Consider the following 17906-nt stretch of genomic DNA (forward strand, 5'->3'; position numbering starts at 1 on the left):
TCCCCTTTGCCCTTTCTTTTTTTATGTGTTCATTTTTTGAATGATGGTGGAAGCGAATTGTACCAATTCATCTGTCGTATGATTTATTTTCTTAATTGCTTCTACTATGTGATGTAATTCTGATTGGTTCCGTTTGAACATGTCCATATAGTTTTCCATTTCCATCTGGACCGTCATGATTCCACTTTGGACATTCCCAATCTCCTGACGTGAGTTCTCTGTCAACTCAGTCATGTTACGGACGCGATTTGACACAATGCCGATTTGCTTGTTGCTTTCATTGACGAGCTGATGGATGGAATTACTCAGTTCCTTCGAATCTTCCGCCAGTTTTCTTACCTCTGATGCCACCACTGCAAATCCTCTACCTTCATTTCCTGCCCTTGCAGCTTCAATGGATGCATTTAATGCAAGAAGATTTGTTTGCTCAGCTATTTGCTGAATGGAGTTAGAGAGCGGTGTAATCTGCTCGGCTATATCCTTAACCCCTTTAATTTCTTTCAGTAAGGTATTGATTTGTTCTGTGATGATCCCGAAGCTCTCAATCATATGATCCGTTTGATCTTTATTCATTTTAGAAAGTTGAAGGAGGTTTTTGCTGCTTTTTTCGGTGTTTTCTGATTCTGCCCGGATTCTTTCAGCTTTTGTCGCTGTCTCATTCAGGCTTTGTTCCGTTTGACTTAAGGATGATCCGAGTTCTGTATTCATGTTCAGCATTTCTAATTGAAGTTCCTGGTTTTCCAGATGCAGCTTTTCAAGTTCGTCCATTCTACTCTGTATGTAATATTCAGATACGATACTCGCATCTAAATGAATACCGTGATCTATTGCAACAAGAACAGATGCAAGCTTAGAGGGGTCATTTTGATATAATTCAACAATCTTTGGAATTAATAGATGCTGGATCGTGGTGTAAGTCGAAATAAACCAATCAATCGTCACTCCATTTCGGTTATGAGTTTTGCCCATCCGTTCTCTCATGGAAAAATACTCATCATTCAGTTCACCAGAAAATAAGGACCTGAAATAGTCATGGAAAACGGCCTTTAATCGTTCCCTGCTTGAATGGTTCACGGCAATCTCGACTAAACTTGGATGCTTGTACAAGTGATCAAGTACAGTTTCGAGGAAGGTGTCTGATAGTTGGTCGTATACGGGAAGGATCTCATTTAATTCTTGAAGGTGGTGTTCTTGAAACTGCATATAATGTAGTCTTTCATTCAATTTTTTATCTTTCAATACAATGACATTTGATTCGCGAACGAGCACAGGTTCATTCTTTGGTTTTTTTGAGAATAATACAGCCATTTTGAGGTGCCTCCGATATAAATGTTATTTTTTGGGCTAATTGTATAATTTTTGTACAACTACAATAAGTATACTTTACCCCAACTTTTTTCCTAATACAATCATTTTGTTTACAAAGTATTCAAAACTCTCTATTGTTTGATTCTATGGAATGTATGAATGAGAATCTCTACATGCAGTTTGACGGGGAATTCGAAAGTGCGACGAACCACTTACATTATGCTTATACTATCACTTATACAAAACATGTACAAAAGGAGGGACGGACCTGCGATTCCAGGAATATCTCCCGGAATCAAGGTCCGTCCCTCTCTTCTTTACTTTGTTAGGATGATTGGTTCATCTTTGGTGATGATGATGGTATGTTCAATTTGGGCAACGAAGCTGTTGTCCGGGGTGATGTATGTCCATCCGTCTCCTTTTTCGACTACGTTTTGGGCTTTTGTGGAGACAAATGGTTCAAATGCGATAACTGTTCCTTCTTTTAATAAAGCGTTATCCCAAGGATCGAAGTAATTCAGGATGTGGTCCGGTTTCTCGTGCAGCGAGCGACCAACCCCGTGACCGGTTAAATTCATGATCACAGTGTAACCATTTTTTCTCGCCTCATTATTTACGGCTTTTCCTATTCCGTTCTGTTTCGAACCGGCTCTCGCCTTTTTGAGTCCTGCCTCGAATGATTTCAGCGCAGCATCACACAAATCTGTAAGCTTCGGATCGCTTTCGCCGACAACGAATGAAATGCCTGTATCTGCATAATAGCCATTCTTAGATCCAGATACGTCTATATTGACAAGGTCCCCTTCATTAATAACCCTTTCTCCAGGGATGCCGTGGGCAACTTCTTCATTTACGCTGATGCATGTAAACCCGGGAAAGTCATATTCCCCTTTTGGTCCTGAGATGGCATCATGCTCTTCAAACAATTTGCCAGCCCTATCGTCCAATTCCTTAGTGGTAACGCCAGGTTTTGTGTGAGTTCGCAGCTCATCGCGGATCATGGCAACAATACGCCCGATTTCTTTTAATGCTTGTAAGTCTTTATCCGTTTTGACAATCATAATATCTTCCTTCTCTATTTGAATTTCCTTCCCTTACTATACAGAAACATCCTGCATTTTTAAAGGGAAAGCCTCTCATGAAAGGAGCTGGTGTTCAATCATCCATCATTGTTCAGGTGTCAGTCTTTTGATCTTTTCGTTTAAATAGTACAAATCCCACTCCTGCATTTGATCCATATCCATTCCATGCAGTACATATTTATGAAAATCGTAAACAATATGTTTCCGGTCCATATTTCCACTTTGGTCTATCATAATAAGTGAGTCCATGATAGATAGGATCACAGAAATATCGCCTTTCCCATAATGAACAATCTGATAATACGTGTTATAGAGAATGTGATTGAATGAAAATAAAGTCACCATGACCCGGGGATGCCGGTCATCATCATGCAACGTAAGGACCCCGTCCTGGATCCGGTGAGTTTCACTTAGGATCAGTCCTAAATATTTTATTGAATCCCTTGCTGTGTTGGGATCATTTATGCCGGGAGAAATGGCTCTCAGGGCTATTTCCACTATCTTTTGTAAGGAATAGGCAAGGTCATATTCACCCATTCGTTCTCTGCCAATGAATAGATAGGGGCTTAAATCTTTTTCATGCTGTTGATGGCTATGGATGGAGAAGAGAGTTTCTCCTTCTTTTACAAAATCACCTATACCTTTTTCAAAATTGATAAGAACATCCTCCTGAGAAGCGTGATTCACCAATGTTGAAAAGTCTATATATTGGATAAATCCAGTTTTATGAGATGTATATTCCCTCACTCTATCGTATTGAACCGGGATGGTTTTGTATGGATGAATCTCTTGATCTTTTTGGATTTCCTGATAATAGTCAATCACCTTTAACGCTTCTTCTTCCAAGCGCTCGATTAAGCGGCTGATCTGAATGGAAGTCGCAATGTGGTGAATGAAGTAGGCAAAAAAAGCCAGACAGACAATGGCGTAAAGAACCCCGATAAAAGCAGATGATACCAGATGCTCTTCAAGGCTCTGCCTCATAAATAAGAGAGAAATGATGGAGTAGATAAAGCCGCCCAGAAAAATCCCCAGGCCTCTCATTGTCGTTTTATCCTTCACGAAATTTTGTAGGGTTCTTGGTGAGAACTGAGATGAGTATGTCGTCAGCACAACCATCACAGTAGAAAATGTAAAGGTGGTCATCGTTAGTAGGGACGATGCGATTGCACTCAATACTGTTTGAGCCAGGTCAATGCTCGTCAACATCATGACCGGGAGGAATGGTTCAATTTTATGTATCCAGTATGTATCCAGTGATACAGTGGTGATGGCCAGCGCCAACGAAGCTGAACTGTAAAGAGCGGGAACGACCCATATCCCTTTTCGGATTTTCATAACGAATGATTTCACGGCTGGCCTCTCCTTTGTTCATTAGGTGTGCGCTCCTTTATAGCTTCTCCCTTCACCCTTTTTTCAAACCAAAAGAAATAGGATAGGAATGAGAAAAGACATGATGGTGGCAGTCAATGCCATGGCGGCGCCGCTGACAGCTCCTTCTCTCTCTCCTTCTTTTATGGCTTGGGCTGTACCCACTCCATGGGAGATGACACCGAATGGAAGGCCTTTAGCAATCGGGTGTTTAATGCCGATCACCTTCAGGATTGTAGGGATAATCATGGCACCTATCATACCTGTGACGATGACTACCGTGGGGATGACTTCGATTTTCGCACCAATCTCCCTCCCAATTTCAACTGCCACTGGAGTGGTGATGGTTTTTAATAGTAATGATCGGCTCCAGTCAGTCGGGATACCTAAACGGATGCTGATGTAATAAGACACCAGCATGGACATGCCACTTCCGAACAGAATGCCTAAAAGGATGGGTTGAATGTTTCTCATGAGCAATAATCGATGCTGATAAAGGGGATACGCAAGGGATACTGTCGCCGGACCAAGTAAATAGGTGATAAGTGAAGTGTCATGTGCATATTCCTTGTACGGAATATCCAAGATCAATAACGTGATAATAATCGCAACCGTACTTAGAAAGATCGGGATCGTGAACGGATTTGGCCAGTGCTGATGGATTCGGACAGCAAGAAAAAAATATAGTAGTGTAATGCCTGTTGTGAGCAGGAAACTAATGAGATCGGTCATATGTTCTTTTCTCCTTCCAATTGATGAGCATTTCTGCTGATACAGAAGTGACTACGAATCCAACTAGTCCACTTACGATCAGAATAAGGGCAAGCTTCCATCCCATTTCAATAAAATACGGTCCAAGGACAATCGCACTGACCGATAAAGGGAGGAAAAAGAAGGAAAAGTGTCTTAGAAAAAATCCCGAGCCGTCCATCAATATCCTTTCATTTAGGACCCCCGTCAATAATAATAAAAATAAAAGCATCATCCCGATGATGCTTCCGGGGATTGGTAGGTGAAAGAAGGATGTACACCACTTTCCGATTTCATAAAAAATACAGAGAATAGCTATTTGTATCATGATCCGGATAGCTTGCATATGCTTCCCCCTTCTCTTCTTTCTTCTCCCGATTTTATCACATTTGATGATCATTTTGAGAACAAAAAAAGAGCATGGTTTGAACCCATGCTCTTTCTGAAACAATTTGTTACAGCACTTTAACGAACGCTTCCGCGGCTGACTGACTGGATTGTGGATTCTGACCAGTCACGAATTTTCCATCGGTGATCACATGATTGCTCCATGCATCAGATTTTTCGAATTGTGCTCCCTGTTCTCTCAATTTTGTTTCTAATAAAAAGGGCATCAGTGAATCCAGTCCTGTTTGTTGCTCTTCTTCGTTCGTGAATGCCGTTAAACTTTTTCCCTCAACCAGCCATTTACCATTTGAGAGTTTCGTTCCGACAAATCCTGCCGGACCGTGACAAACAGAACCGATCGCCTTATCATTTTCAGCGAAATGGGTCAACGCTTTCTTGAGCTCTGGACTCTCAGGAAGGTCAAACATGGTTCCGTGACCTCCCGGTAAGAAGATACCGGCATATTCATTCACATTCAATTGGGAAAGGACCAATGTTTGATCGAGTTCCTTCGTGACACCTTTCCATCTTTCCACCTGTTCATCATCAAGACTGTTTGGATCCAGTGGAATGCGACCTCCTTTTAAACTTGCCACATCCACACTGTAACCTTGATTTCTAAATTCTTCATATGGTTCAGCGAACTCAGATAACCAAAGACCTGTTTCGTGTTCGTCGTCGATTTTGCTTTCGTTTGTTAACACCATCAATATCTTTTTCAATGTATACCCTCCATTTTTTCAATCGTTGATTTCCTATCACTCTTTTGTTTTATCCATTTTAGAGAAAAATAAACTTCTTGTAATCAATATTCTCTCCTAGACTGAATGGTAAAAAAAGCGGCTCCAAATAAATGAAGCCACCCTTTCTCATAGGGGTTAGTTAACATCAAATTGGAATTGGATTTTTTTCTGGTGGGTATCCCAGCTTAGGTAAGCCGAAAATTCCTTTTCCCCTTTCTTGAAACCGTCTATTCGATCGGATTTCCCCTCTTTTAATACTTGTTTAACGATTTTTTGGGTGATTTTTTTTGATAAGATGGTCTTGGAGATCGTAAAGCTGCACCTCGTCTTTTGGTAATTGGAACACCCATAGAATTTCCCTTTATCGATGACCTTACCATCACATTTCAAGCAGCTGCCAAGACTGGCTTTAGTTGCAGGTTTCCCTTTCTTTCCCTTCCTTCGTTGGATGGAATCTGTATCCAGATCCTCGAACTTCCAGGTCTGGGATTCTTTAAGGGCATTTTGTACAAGCCGATCACTTAATTTTTTTACTTGCTCCATAAATTCGGGTGCAGACGCTTTTCCTTTTCCTATTTCTTGCAAGCGCTGCTCCCATTTTGCCGTCATTTCCGCTGAAGATAACAAATTCTCCCCAATTGCACGAATTAATACTTTGGCTTTATCAGTTGGGAAAACAATATTTTTTTGGATATCAATGTACTTTCGGTCCTTAAGCATCGTGATGATCCCGGCCCTTGTCGCTTCTGTTCCCAGTCCCTCTGTTTGCTTCAGCACTTTTTCCAGTTCATCATTATCCATATGTTTACCCGCGGTCTTCATTAACGTTATCAATTGTCCTTCTGTATATCGCTTTGGGGGCTGGGTTTTTCCTTCTTTAGTAATGACCTTCTTCACGAATCCTTTATCCTGTTCGGCAACTGGTGGCAATAGAGGATCGTCTTCTTTATCATGCTGCATAAGGACTTTACGCCAGCCCTCCTGTATGATCTGCTTTCCTTTCGAAATGAACTCAGCCCTATCATCCACGATGGTGGTGATGGTAGTGTAATTTATGATCGCTTTGTCATGATGAGCAGCGATAAATCGCTTCACGACTACATCATAAATCTTTCTCTCATCTTCTGGTAAAGAGCCAGGGTCAGTTACTTGTTCCGTTGGGATGATGGCATAGTGATCGGAAACCTTTGCTTCATTTACGTATCGTTTATTGTTCAATAGACTTGCTTCCGGAGCGGGGATCCATTGATTGAAGGGGCTATATGCCTGAAGCTTAGTCATGATTTCCGGAAAAGCTTCCGCTTCGCCTTTTGTTACATATTGGGAATCTGACCTAGGGTATGAGACGATCCCTTTTTGATAGAGCTTCTGGAGCACATCCAGTGTCTTCTTTGGAGAGAACTTATACATTTTATTGATGGTTGCCTGCAAGGCTGAAAGATTGAATAGTAAAGGGGGAGAGAACTCTTTTCTCTCTACGTTCATGTTCGTTACGGAAGCGGGTTTGTTTTGACAAAAAGAAGCAATCTTTTCGGCAAGCTCACGTGATTGTATTCGGCTCTCCCCGTCCTTTTGCCAAATTCCTTCATAGGTGTAATCACCAACCTGAAAATCGGCCTTCACTTCCCAGAAGGGTTCACTTCTAAAACGATCAATTTCTTCATCCCTTCTCACGATCAACGCAAGTGTCGGTGTCTGGACCCTGCCTGCAGAGAAAACATCCGACATCCCCTGCTGTTTTAAGAGGATACTGTATACTCTTGAAGCATTCATCCCTACCAGCCAGTCGGCACAAGCCCTTGAATAGGCTTCATAATAAAGATTTCTCATCTCGGTTTCTTCTCTTAAACTCTCAAATCCAAGCGTGATGGCCTTTTCGGTCAAGGAAGAAATCCATAATCTCTTCATCGGTTTCTGTACCCTGGACATGGAGACGATATTCCGGATGATCAATTCCCCTTCACGTCCCGCATCACCGGCATGAATGATTTCTGTCACTTCCTTTTTATTCAGCAGTTCTTTGATGACGGAGAATTGTTTGGCTTTGGCCCTCTGCAGTTCATACTGGAATCTATGTGGGATGATGGGAAGATCATCGAGTGTCCACTTCTTCCATTTGCTTTCATATTTTTCAGGGCCTTGAAGCTGAAAAAGATGTCCTACTGCCCACGTAATATAAGCCCCTTTAGGGAATATAGCGGTTGGATGGATTTCGATGTATCCTTGACGTTTCCTGTGTGGGAACGGTTTGGCAAGGGTTGCCCCTTGATCGGGTTTTTCAGCTATAACGACTTTCATAACATTCTCCTGTTCCGTATATGATGCTTTAATTATAACATTTTCAAGAACTCTTGTTCTATTGAATTTAGAAATTGTTGTTCAGTTTGATATGAATGGAAGACATCATAAAAAGAAGGCTAACGCATAAACGTCAGCCTTCCTATGTGTCTATTCGATGATTTGAAGGTCTTTAGGGTAGTTGGTTAATGTTGTGTAACCATCTTTCGTGATGAGCACATCATCTTCAATTCTAACACCGCCGATTTCAGGTACGTAGATACCAGGCTCTATGGTGTATGTCATTCCTTCTTTTAAAATGCCGTCATTCAAATGGCTCATAGAAGGAAATTCGTGGACGTTGATTCCCAATCCATGTCCGATACGGTGTGGGAAGTAGTCCCCGTATCCTGCATCGGTGATGATATCACGTGCGATTTGATCTAAGTCACCAATTCGATTGCCAGGTTTACTCGCCTCTAATGAAGCTAGCTCAGCCTTTAAGACTGTGTTATACATTTCCTTCTGTTTATCCGATACCGATTTATAGGCAACGGTTCGGGTGATATCTGAAGTATATCCTTCCAGTACGACCCCAAGATCAAACAACACAAGATCTCCAGCTTTCAATTGACGGTCCCCTGGATTTCCGTGTGGATCTCCACCCTTTTCACCGAAAAGTACCATTGTAGAAAACGACATTTCACGGATGCCTTTTTTCTTAAGTTCGTACTCAATCTTTGCAAGGACCTCCATTTCTGTTATGCCTTCCTGGAGGGCACTTACACCTACTTCTACCCCAAAGTCCGCCATTTTTGCAGCACGTTGCATGATTTCGATTTCCTTCTCGTCTTTCACAAGGCGCATTTCGTTTAACTTGTCTTCCGCATTTACGATTTGGGGTGCATCAAAGATGTTCAGGAATTCTTGACTGCGACCATAGGTCACCACTTCATTTTCGAAAGCTACCTTGTTCCCTTTGATGCTCTTCTTTTGAATGGCCTCTTGAATGAAATCCCATGGATTCTCATGATCAGAATAGCCTATCACTTCGCTGCTCCAGCCTGCATCCTTTATTTGACGCACTTCCATTCCAGGCAAAATCACAAAAGGTTCGGCTTCCGGGAAAATAAATAGTCCCATTAATCGCTCATGTGGGTCTGTGTGGAAGTTTGTTAAATAAAATACGTTTTCAGTAGAATTGATAAATGCTGCATCAATATTTTCTTCTTTTAACCAGTTTTTCACTATTTCTATACGTTGTTTCATTCAATGTTCCTCCTTGAATATCGTGGTGTTATGTAATCGTTTCATATGAGCATTTCTATGCTAACATATTTCGGTGAAAGTTTGAAATGATCTTGTCTCTTTGGATGAATCCCAACTATGAATGTCTGTTTTTTTTGATCGGGAAATGCTTTTCCTACCTCTTGCCTATAAAGGAAGGAGTGTGATTGTGATATACTTTTCACTATACAGTGAATGTAGGGTGGGAGTGGCCACTTCCTTGTAAAGGAGGTGGTGCTTATAGTGACAACGTACGAGGCGTTAACGCTGATGATTACCTTTGGCTCTTTAATTGTCTCCATCATTGCCATTGTTATTTCAAATGACAAAAAGAAATAACCCCACCCTCATGAAGCGCCTAAACTTTGAAGGGTAGAGTTATATTCCTTTCTCTATTGGGCCACTGCTTTCCTTGCAGTTTGCTGTGTAGCAGGAGACACTGGTTGCCGCCAGTGTCTCTTGTTTTTTCTAGGATACTCTTCTTTTAAGATAATATAAATCCAGGTGGAAAGCAAGGTGGGGTCGAGCCTATTTTATTAAAATAAGAGCCCGGATAAGAGTATCCCTGGGCTCTGATCATTTAGTAAACCGGATCTATCTTCTTTGGTTTACGAACGAATGCCATGATGCCCGCAATCAAGAACAAAAGACCGGGGATAAATCCGAATCCGATTGTTCCAAGACCGATGACAAGAGCGGCAATGATAAACAGAATACCAGATAGCACCGGTTTTCTATTTTTAACAATGGTTAAGACAGCAATAATGCCGATGATGGAAGCTATGATGCCTAATATGACCAGATAAGAACCCATCGATTCAGCTGCTTCCATAATGGTATTCATATCCCCCGCTGTCATTCCTGAATCCTGCAGATTCGGGTCACTCTGCATTCCTTCTTCGATCTGGGACATGACGTCTGGACTGCTCATCCCCATGTTCATGACAATACCGATAATGGAAAATAATGCGGATAGAACAATACCGATAATTCCCATGATCACTTCTCCAGTGCGTTTTACCATTCTACTCTCTCCTTTTTGTGTTGTATTCTATAGTATATTGGGCTAAAACATCACTATTCCCTTAAGAGGATAGTGCGTTTTGCTTATGACTCATATATGCTTCAAGGATGGATTCATCCTCAGGAAAGCACAGGGGTAGTTTCTTTAACTCGGATAGTGTAATCCATTCTATTTTATGTATCAATTGATCAGGGTCTTGAAGAGTTGCAGCCCCTCCGATAAGCCGGGCTTCATAATAATGAATCTGTGTGGTGATGTTTCCTTCATTTCCCCATTTAGTATAAAGGTGTTTTCCAACTTCCACCTCATAGCCGGTTTCCTCCCACACTTCACGCCTGCAGCATTCCATTAAGGTTTCCCCTTTCTCAAGGCCACCAGAAGGAACCGACCATCGTTTCTCTTCTTTTTCTTTTCCCTGCAATACCATCAATAAACGCCCTTCATTCATACAAAGAGCCGATGCCCCCTTCCAGTCGTACATGTATTCACCTCGTTTCATGTCATAGTCTCCTTAAAGCATATTCGCTCTTTTGACAAATTTCTCCTTCTTCACATTAAAATTCTTTATTTTCAGACATCTGCAGGATTCATGCTTCATTTGCGCATCTGTAGTTTTTTGAGGACGATGTCTTCGATGATTCCCCAAGGAAGGACCATTTTGAGGAGTAGCGTTAATCGAATTTTTTTCCGATGGGATTTCTGAATGTCCTTTTTTTACCCTGAGCAAGCTTTTTCACAAGGGCAGATACCTCACTTGGATCCCCATGTGAATCTACCTCAGCGTCCATTTCCTTAAGGATGTTGTTCATATAAAAATGATAAGGGGAATGTTTCTCTAACGAACGAGAAGTGATTTTTTTTCCTGAAGACCAAATATTCGTCCGATAAGAACCAGGCTCAATGAGGTAAACGTCAATGCCGAATGGTTCTACTTCTAGTCGGAGACTTTCACTGTACCCTTCAAGAGCAAACTTGGAAGAAACATAAGGGCTTAATCCGGGGAATCCGAATTTTCCGCTAATGCTGCTCATATTTATGATCTTTCCATACCCGTGATTTCTCATAAAGGGGAGTACCAGCTGAGTGATCCTCATAACACCGAATACATTTGTTTCAAATTGCTCTCGGTATTCCTCGATGCTTACCTCTTCTGCAAAACCGCCTACTGCATAGCCTGCATTATTCATTAAGAGGTCCACTCTCCCCACTTGCGAAAGATAAGACGAAAACTTCTTTATAGATACTTCAGACGTCACATCCAAAGATTGAATATCGATGGATTGCTCCACACCTGCCTGCTTAGCAAGGGAAATTAAAGCTTCTCTTTTAGAAGGATCTCTCATTGTGGCAATCACTTTAAAGCCAGCCTGCGCAAGCTCTATTGTTGATAATAATCCGAAACCGCTATTGGATCCCGTCACAACCGCTATTTTTTCATTCATGTCGACTCTCCCCCTTTTCTATGAGTATATCAATTTCACGGACAGGACTTTCTAGATTTTTTAGAAAAACAAAAAAAAGGCCGGCTTCATCCCATTGAAGCCAGCCTTTGACGAGGAGTCGTGTCAATTTCTAGTTTTAATTTACAGCTTGAACGGCAATCTTACAACTACCATTAGCTGTGATGTGTAGGTGTCTCAAGAAATGAATGGGAGACTTTAAGCGATTTCAGCATCATTTCGTATATTTATATAATTGTAAGCATAATTTTATTTTGCTCTCGTTGAAGCAACGATTTTTCCATCATTCGAATAGAAATTCAGTCTTGGAACAAAAAATCGATTTTCAAATGTCTCTATTTGGATGAAAAATGTCGGCTCACGCAAATTTACTCGTTTAAATTCAATATTCCGACGGTAGGTAAAGTAATCTGCGCCTAACTCTTCTCGATTGCCGTAAACGATAAATTGTCCATTATTCAAGAAACCGGTACCTACGGTCGCTTGGAGGGTATCATCAAAGTGATCCAATTCGAAAAAGGGAAGAAGCTTCATTTTCCTATAATGAACCAATCCGATTTCTTTTTCATTGTACTTATTTTTATAAGTATAAAGAAGAAGGTACTGTCCCCCGGCTTCTTTCTCTGAGACTACTTGCAAGTCATTATAAGACTTCATAGGTTCTGACTGCTGGAAATGTTCGATGATATTGCTTTTGGTGGTGATCATATCTCCTTTTTCAACAAAGAGCGTGATGCATGTTGCCAGAAGTGAAGATAATAGGATGGAGATAAACACTCTTCTTCTCCGCATTTTTTTATTTTCTTCCAATAGACATCCCTCCTGTCCCTAAAAGAAGCCTCTTATATCCCTATTTTACCATTTATGGAGGATTTAGTACTGAATGCACGCAAAAAAACGGCAGAACCTCTGCCGTTTCCTTCATCATGACTGTAAATCAATCGGTACCACTGCATTTTTTAATTCATTCTCTAATTCAATCGTGTATCGTCCCTTTTGTTCGTCATTCCAATTCAATAATTTGGACATGATCTCGATGACAGGTTCCTTCCATTTCTCTACCCATTCTCGATCAAAGAATAAAGCACCTGTACGTCGAATAAAGAAATCCACCGGTGTGGCGGCCATTTCCTCCTGTATCGCATAAATAAGCTGTGCATACAGATAAGGAGGCACGGACATTTCGTCTGTTGTACCACTATAAGCATGAGCCAGCTTGAATAGCTGATCCACGTTGGATCCATACATACCGGCAAGCTTTCTTCCTTCTGCTTCTGATAAGCCGAATTGTGCTGCTTCTCCTCCTTTTTGATCAATAAAGGATTGGAAGTTCTTTGAGCCCCCTACATGACCTCCTGAAATCGGCATATGCTTTGTCGAGGATGCCGGGAATTTCTGCTTGGTCTCTTCTTTTAATCGAGAAGAGACCAAGTCCACGACGTTTTCCCCCATTTTGCGGTAACCTGTCAATTTACCGCCTGCAATGGTGATCAGTCCACTTTCCGCTTCCCATACCTCATCCTTCCTTGATATTTCTGAAGGATCCTTTCCTTTTTCGAATATAAGCGGACGCACACCTGCCCAACTGGATTCTACATCCTCTTTGCCGACTGATACATCTGGGAACATAAAGTGAATGGCATTTAGAATATAGTCCCTGTCTTCTGATGTCATATGAGGGGATGCTTTCTCTGAGTCAAAGAATGTGTCCGTTGTCCCTACATAGGCTTTGCCATCACGTGGGATCGCGAATACCATCCGTCCATCGGGTGTATCAAAATAAACTGCCTGTTGGAGAGGGAACTTACTTTGATCAATGACAAGGTGAACCCCCTTGGTCAGGCGGAGCTGCTTGTTATTCGTACTGTAATCTTTCCCGCGGACATCATCCACCCATGGACCTGCCGCATTGACCATTTTCGATCCACGGATTTCGACCGTTTCCCCTGTTACCAGGTCTTCGGCTTCGATGCCAACTACTTTTTTATTATCATAAAGGAAACGCTGGGATTTCATATAATTTATGACGGTCGCCCCATGAGCAACGGCCTCTTTCATTACCTCGATGGTTAATCGTGCGTCATCGGTGCGATACTCGACATAGTAACCACCGCCCTTCAAGCCATCTTTTTTGACGAGGGGCTCTTTCGTTAACGTTTCTGATACGGACAACATAGACCGTCTTTCGCCTTTCTTAACTCCAGCAAGATAATCATATACCTTTAAGCCGATGGAAGTACTGAATTTCCCGAATGTTCCTCCTTTATGAAGGGGCAACAGCATCCATTCCGGGGTCGTGACATGAGGACCGTTTTCGTATACAATTTCACGTTCTTTTCCTACTTCTGCCACCATTTTCACTTCGAATTGTTTAAGATAGCGTAATCCGCCATGTACCAGTTTAGTTGAACGGCTGGATGTTCCCGCTGCGAAATCCTGCATCTCGACCAGGGCGACCTTCATTCCACGCTTTGATGCATCTAGCGCGATTCCTGCACCTGTAATCCCTCCCCCGATAACAATCAGGTCGTAATGAGTAGTCGCCAATGTATGTTTCACATCTTTTCTTGCAGTACTTGAAAATGTCATAATGGGTTCCTCCTAACAATGATAGAAATAAATGGTCTATATCTTACTGTTTAACCATAAAAAAAGAGACCGAAACAAACATTATGGTCGTAATGTGCCATAATGCATGCTTGGTCTCTCTTAGTCTCTAACCGTTTATTAACTTGTAATCATTATATCATAGTATTCTATTATTTAAAAGCCATAGTTGCTTTTACAGCTTTCTTCCATCCATCATACAGTTCTTCCTGAATTTCGGAGTCCATTTCAGGTTCGAATTGTTTGTCTTTATTCCACTGCTTGGAGATTTCATCCCGATCTTTCCAGAAACCGACGGCAAGTCCAGCCAAGTAAGCAGCACCAAGTGCGGTCGTTTCATTGACTACAGGGCGTTCAACCGGTACGGACAATAAATCGCTTTGGAATTGCATTAAGAAATCATTCTTGACCGCGCCTCCATCAACTCGAAGTTTCTTAAGGGAAATCCCGGAATCCGCTTCCATCGCTGTCAACACATCCTTTGTTTGATAGGCAAGGGACTCCAGAGTGGCTCTTACAAAATGCTCCTTAGAAGTTCCGCGGGTTAATCCGAAAACAGCTCCTCGGACATCACTATCCCAATAAGGCGTTCCAAGCCCTACAAATGCAGGGACGACATACACGCCGTCGGTTGAGTCCACTCTCTCTGCATAGTCCTGGCTATCTTTCGCATCTTTCAGCATACGCAAGCCATCACGCAGCCACTGGATTGCTGAGCCCGCAACAAAAATGCTTCCCTCCAGGGCGTATTCGACCTTCCCGTCGATTCCCCAGGCAAGTGTCGTCAATAATCCATTTTCAGATTTCACGGCTTTTTCCCCTGTATTCATGAGCATAAAGCATCCTGTACCGTACGTGTTCTTAGCCATTCCTTTCTCATAACATGCCTGTCCGAATAACGCAGCCTGCTGATCCCCGGCAGCACCCGCAATCGGAATCTCCCTGCCAAAGAAATGATACGGAACCGTTTTCCCGTAAACTTCTGAAGAGGGACGGACCTCTGGAAGCATGCTTGCCGGTACACCAAGAATATCAAGTAGTTCTTCATCCCATTTCAGGTCATGGATATTATACATAAGCGTACGTGATGCATTGGAGTAATCTGTTACATGAGCCGTTCCACCGGACATTTTCCAGATTAACCAGGTGTCTATCGTTCCAAAGAGTAGTTTACCCTCCTCTGCTTTTTCCTTAGCTCCTTCCACGTTATCCAGTATCCATTTGACCTTCGTGCCGGAGAAATAGGCATCGATCAGTAACCCTGTTTTATCCCGGAACGTGTCGTTTAACCCTTGTGATTTCAATTCCTCACAGATTCCTGCTGTTTGTCGAGATTGCCATACAATCGCATTGTAAACCGGGTCACCGGTCTCTTTATCCCATACAACAGTCGTTTCTCGTTGGTTCGTGATACCGATTCCTTCAATTTGGTCGGGTTTAACGCTTGATTCCGATAAAACGCTTGCAATAACGGCCAGAATGGATCCCCATATTTCATTTGCGCTGTGCTCTACCCAGCCGGGTTTAGGAAAATATTGAGTAAATTCTTTTTGTGCCGTGTGAACAATTTCCCCTTTTTTATTAAATAGGATGGCTCTTGAGCTTGTTGTTCCTTGATCCAAAGATAAAATGTACTTTTCCATTGATAACCCCTCCATAGATTAATTTTCAGTTGATAGTTGATGTACTTTTTTCGCTAAGCTGGTCTTTCTATCACTCGCATAGGCTAGTCCAAGCACAGCTAATATGATGATCAGAACGATCCAGAAGCTTGCTGTGACCTGCCCAATGAAGATCGCTTTATAAAATACGCCACCAAATGATCCGCCGAGGACTGGTCCAACTACCGGAATCCATGAGTATCCCCAATTGGATGGCCCCTTACCTGGTATCGGAAGCAGAAAGTGTGCGATCCGCGGTCCCAAATCACGGGCTGGATTGATGGCATATCCTGTTGTACCCCCAAGTGAGATCCCGATTGCGATGATGAGGAATCCGACGATAAATGGATTCAGTCCGTCTGTAAAGGTATTCGCCCCTATAGACAATAATCCTACTACTAATACAAAAGTTCCAATGATTTCACTTAATAAATTTGAAAAATAATGTGGGATCGCTGGTCCTGTAGCGAAAACGCCCAATTTAACGCCAGGGTCCTTCGTTGCATGCCAGTGAGGCAAAAAGTGTAAATACGTAACCGCTGCCCCGATGATCGCTCCGATCATTTGAGCAAGGATATACTTGGGTACGTCACTCCATGGAAAGTCGCCGTTGAAGGCAAGTCCTAACGTGACCGCGGGATTTAAGTGAGCTCCGCTAAACTTTCCGACAGCATATACGCTCATGGCAACACCTAAGCCCCAACCAAATGTGATCACGATCCATCCGGCGTTATAGGCAAATGACTTCTTCAGGTTTACATTGGCACAAACCCCTGCACCGAAGATAATCAGCATTGCCGTTCCAACCACTTCTCCTAAAAATGCATTCATGTATCATCCCTCGTTTCGACTGTATTTGGTTCTGTTTAAAACAACACATGAAACAATATGTTTATGATATTGTTCCGAAGTCCAAGAATGACCCACATCCTTTTGTAAGGCTTTTTAGCTCGTATACCCTATATTCACAGGTCATAATCTTCTTGTATAAGCTTAGTATCCCATAAACAGAACCTGTTGTATCAAAAACAAAAAGACTCACGGAATATGCCTATACTTTACAGGCACTTCACGTGAGTCTCTTCGTCTCTTTCACAACGTATTAACTTGTGAACAATGTTACTCCAAGATGAAAGCGGTGTCAATGGGGTTTCATGATTTTTTATCTGTCAAAATGTTTCCAAAGAACACGATCAGAAGTAGTGATCGCCGTTGCCCCTGCATCAAGTGCTGCCTCTACTTCTTCCACTGTGTCGATCAGTCCCCCTGCAAAGATGGGTTTGCCGGTCTTTGCACCGATCTCTTTAATGATCTTTGGAACGACACCAGGTAGGACTTCAATGAAATCTGGATCCGTTTTATGAATCAGTTCAATGCTGCGATTCATGGCACTGGAATCAATGACAAACATTCGTTGCGTGGCAAAGACGCCTTTTTGCCTTGCTTTTTTAATGACATTCCCTTTAGTGGAAATGATGCCATAGGGCTTGATTTCCTGGCAGACATATTCCGCCGCATACTCATCACTTGCTAAACCGTGAATAAGATCAAGGTGTAGAAACATCTTACGATTCTCTTTACGGGCATATTCAAATACACTCTTCAGCATTCCGACGTGAAGGTCGAGAAACACACCGTATTGGAAAGAGGTTTCGAGCATTTTATCAAAGTCCTTCATGGAGCGTATCGCGGGAAGTATCTTTTGACCTTCAAAACTCACTTTCTTTCACTCCTTCTTACAAATTCTTATATGGGTTTTTCCAAGGAGAAATTATACCATAGTTGCTTTCATATGGTTTCAAGGATGTATAGTATGATTTTACCACAATATGTAATTTGTAGAGATGGAGGGTTTGCGAAAATGTCATAAAATATCTTGAATAGCTTGGTGTGAAATCCAAGTTATCTCCTTTTTTATCCACCTAAACCATTTTTATTAATTTTAAAAA

At 42.0% G+C, this 17906-nt stretch carries 16 protein-coding genes and 1 pseudogene; 1 reads left to right on the forward strand and 16 read right to left on the reverse strand.

All coding sequences use genetic code 11. The features are described from left to right. Positions 1-21: 21 nt before the first annotated feature. The 8 genes from LCL96_RS07360 to LCL96_RS07395 form a co-directional block, all read right to left on the reverse strand. Entirely contained in the window at positions 22-1308 is a 1287-nt protein-coding gene (locus tag LCL96_RS07360; RefSeq protein ID WP_224940756.1) for a globin-coupled sensor protein, read from the reverse strand. 317 nt (positions 1309-1625) lie between these two features. Then, entirely contained in the window at positions 1626-2369 is a 744-nt protein-coding gene (gene map, locus LCL96_RS07365; RefSeq protein ID WP_224940757.1) for a type I methionyl aminopeptidase, read from the reverse strand. 105 nt (positions 2370-2474) lie between these two features. Further along, complete coding sequence (locus LCL96_RS07370) at positions 2475-3743, reverse strand: DUF2254 domain-containing protein (RefSeq protein WP_224940758.1); 1269 nt, start codon at positions 3741-3743, stop codon at positions 2475-2477. 63 nt (positions 3744-3806) lie between these two features. Then, entirely contained in the window at positions 3807-4493 is a 687-nt protein-coding gene (locus LCL96_RS07375) for an LrgB family protein (protein ID WP_224940759.1), read from the reverse strand. Beyond that, on the reverse strand, positions 4477-4857 hold the full coding sequence (locus LCL96_RS07380; protein WP_224940760.1) for a CidA/LrgA family protein: 381 nt from the start codon (positions 4855-4857) through the stop codon (positions 4477-4479). The genes LCL96_RS07375 and LCL96_RS07380 overlap by 17 nt, the downstream gene beginning before the upstream one ends. Positions 4858-4966: 109 nt before the next feature. Next, positions 4967-5620, reverse strand: a complete 654-nt coding sequence (locus tag LCL96_RS07385; RefSeq protein WP_318246405.1) for a type 1 glutamine amidotransferase domain-containing protein — start codon at positions 5618-5620, stop codon at positions 4967-4969. A gap of 156 nt (positions 5621-5776) precedes the next feature. Next, positions 5777-7939: a DNA topoisomerase III gene (locus LCL96_RS07390; RefSeq protein WP_224940761.1), complete on the reverse strand. Its 2163-nt coding sequence runs from the start codon at positions 7937-7939 to the stop codon at positions 5777-5779. 150 nt (positions 7940-8089) lie between these two features. Next, the gene (locus LCL96_RS07395) at positions 8090-9187 is read right to left on the reverse strand and encodes a M24 family metallopeptidase (protein WP_224940762.1); all 1098 of its coding nucleotides are present in this window, start codon (positions 9185-9187) and stop codon (positions 8090-8092) included. Positions 9188-9448: 261 nt separating this feature from the next. On the opposite strand from LCL96_RS07395, the gene LCL96_RS07400 reads away from it, so the two are divergent. After that, positions 9449-9544, forward strand: a complete 96-nt coding sequence (locus LCL96_RS07400; protein ID WP_224940763.1) for a putative holin-like toxin — start codon at positions 9449-9451, stop codon at positions 9542-9544. A gap of 241 nt (positions 9545-9785) precedes the next feature. Here the strand turns inward: LCL96_RS07400 and LCL96_RS07405 are convergent, their stop codons facing one another. The 8 genes and pseudogenes from LCL96_RS07405 to LCL96_RS07440 form a co-directional block, all read right to left on the reverse strand. Next, a complete protein-coding gene (locus tag LCL96_RS07405; protein WP_224940764.1) occupies positions 9786-10229 on the reverse strand; it encodes a DUF4064 domain-containing protein in 444 nt (147 codons plus the stop codon). 61 nt (positions 10230-10290) lie between these two features. Next, positions 10291-10710 (reverse strand): NUDIX domain-containing protein, encoded by a 420-nt coding sequence (locus LCL96_RS07410; RefSeq protein ID WP_224941332.1) that lies wholly within the window; start codon positions 10708-10710, stop codon positions 10291-10293. A 113-nt stretch (positions 10711-10823) separates the two neighbouring features. Continuing rightward, a pseudogene (locus LCL96_RS07415) lies at positions 10824-11671 on the reverse strand (oxidoreductase). Positions 11672-11938: 267 nt separating this feature from the next. Then, on the reverse strand, positions 11939-12499 hold the full coding sequence (locus LCL96_RS07420; RefSeq protein ID WP_224940765.1) for a hypothetical protein: 561 nt from the start codon (positions 12497-12499) through the stop codon (positions 11939-11941). Between the two features lie 114 nt (positions 12500-12613). Beyond that, positions 12614-14278 carry a glycerol-3-phosphate dehydrogenase/oxidase gene (locus tag LCL96_RS07425; RefSeq protein WP_224940766.1) on the reverse strand — a complete coding sequence of 555 codons (1665 nt, stop codon included), beginning with the start codon at positions 14276-14278 and terminating at the stop codon, positions 12614-12616. 170 nt (positions 14279-14448) lie between these two features. Continuing rightward, entirely contained in the window at positions 14449-15939 is a 1491-nt protein-coding gene (gene glpK / locus LCL96_RS07430) for a glycerol kinase GlpK (protein ID WP_224940767.1), read from the reverse strand. An 18-nt stretch (positions 15940-15957) separates the two neighbouring features. Then, the gene (locus tag LCL96_RS07435; RefSeq protein ID WP_224940768.1) at positions 15958-16788 is read right to left on the reverse strand and encodes an MIP/aquaporin family protein; all 831 of its coding nucleotides are present in this window, start codon (positions 16786-16788) and stop codon (positions 15958-15960) included. A 331-nt stretch (positions 16789-17119) separates the two neighbouring features. Then, positions 17120-17677, reverse strand: a complete 558-nt coding sequence (locus LCL96_RS07440) for a glycerol-3-phosphate responsive antiterminator (protein ID WP_224940769.1) — start codon at positions 17675-17677, stop codon at positions 17120-17122. Positions 17678-17906 lie beyond the last annotated feature (229 nt).

Source organism: Rossellomorea aquimaris (assembly GCF_020172085.1).
Classification (GTDB): domain Bacteria; phylum Bacillota; class Bacilli; order Bacillales; family Bacillaceae_B; genus Rossellomorea; species Rossellomorea aquimaris_E.

Bases quoted from the DNA above. Each gene is read 5' to 3' on its own strand.
- LCL96_RS07435 (WP_224940768.1), bottom strand. From the start codon at position 16,788: ATGAATGCATTTTTAGGAGAAGTGGTTGGAACGGCAATGCTGATTATC.
- LCL96_RS07405 (WP_224940764.1), bottom strand. From the start codon at position 10,229: ATGGTAAAACGCACTGGAGAAGTGATCATGGGAATTATCGGTATTGTT.
- LCL96_RS07380 (WP_224940760.1), bottom strand. From the start codon at position 4,857: ATGCAAGCTATCCGGATCATGATACAAATAGCTATTCTCTGTATTTTT.
- LCL96_RS07410 (WP_224941332.1), bottom strand. From the start codon at position 10,710: ATGTACGACTGGAAGGGGGCATCGGCTCTTTGTATGAATGAAGGGCGT.
- LCL96_RS07360 (WP_224940756.1), bottom strand. From the start codon at position 1,308: ATGGCTGTATTATTCTCAAAAAAACCAAAGAATGAACCTGTGCTCGTT.
- LCL96_RS07425 (WP_224940766.1), bottom strand. From the start codon at position 14,278: ATGACATTTTCAAGTACTGCAAGAAAAGATGTGAAACATACATTGGCG.
- LCL96_RS07390 (WP_224940761.1), bottom strand. From the start codon at position 7,939: ATGAAAGTCGTTATAGCTGAAAAACCCGATCAAGGGGCAACCCTTGCC.
- LCL96_RS07375 (WP_224940759.1), bottom strand. From the start codon at position 4,493: ATGACCGATCTCATTAGTTTCCTGCTCACAACAGGCATTACACTACTA.
- glpK (WP_224940767.1), bottom strand. From the start codon at position 15,939: ATGGAAAAGTACATTTTATCTTTGGATCAAGGAACAACAAGCTCAAGA.
- map (WP_224940757.1), bottom strand. From the start codon at position 2,369: ATGATTGTCAAAACGGATAAAGACTTACAAGCATTAAAAGAAATCGGG.
- LCL96_RS07395 (WP_224940762.1), bottom strand. From the start codon at position 9,187: ATGAAACAACGTATAGAAATAGTGAAAAACTGGTTAAAAGAAGAAAAT.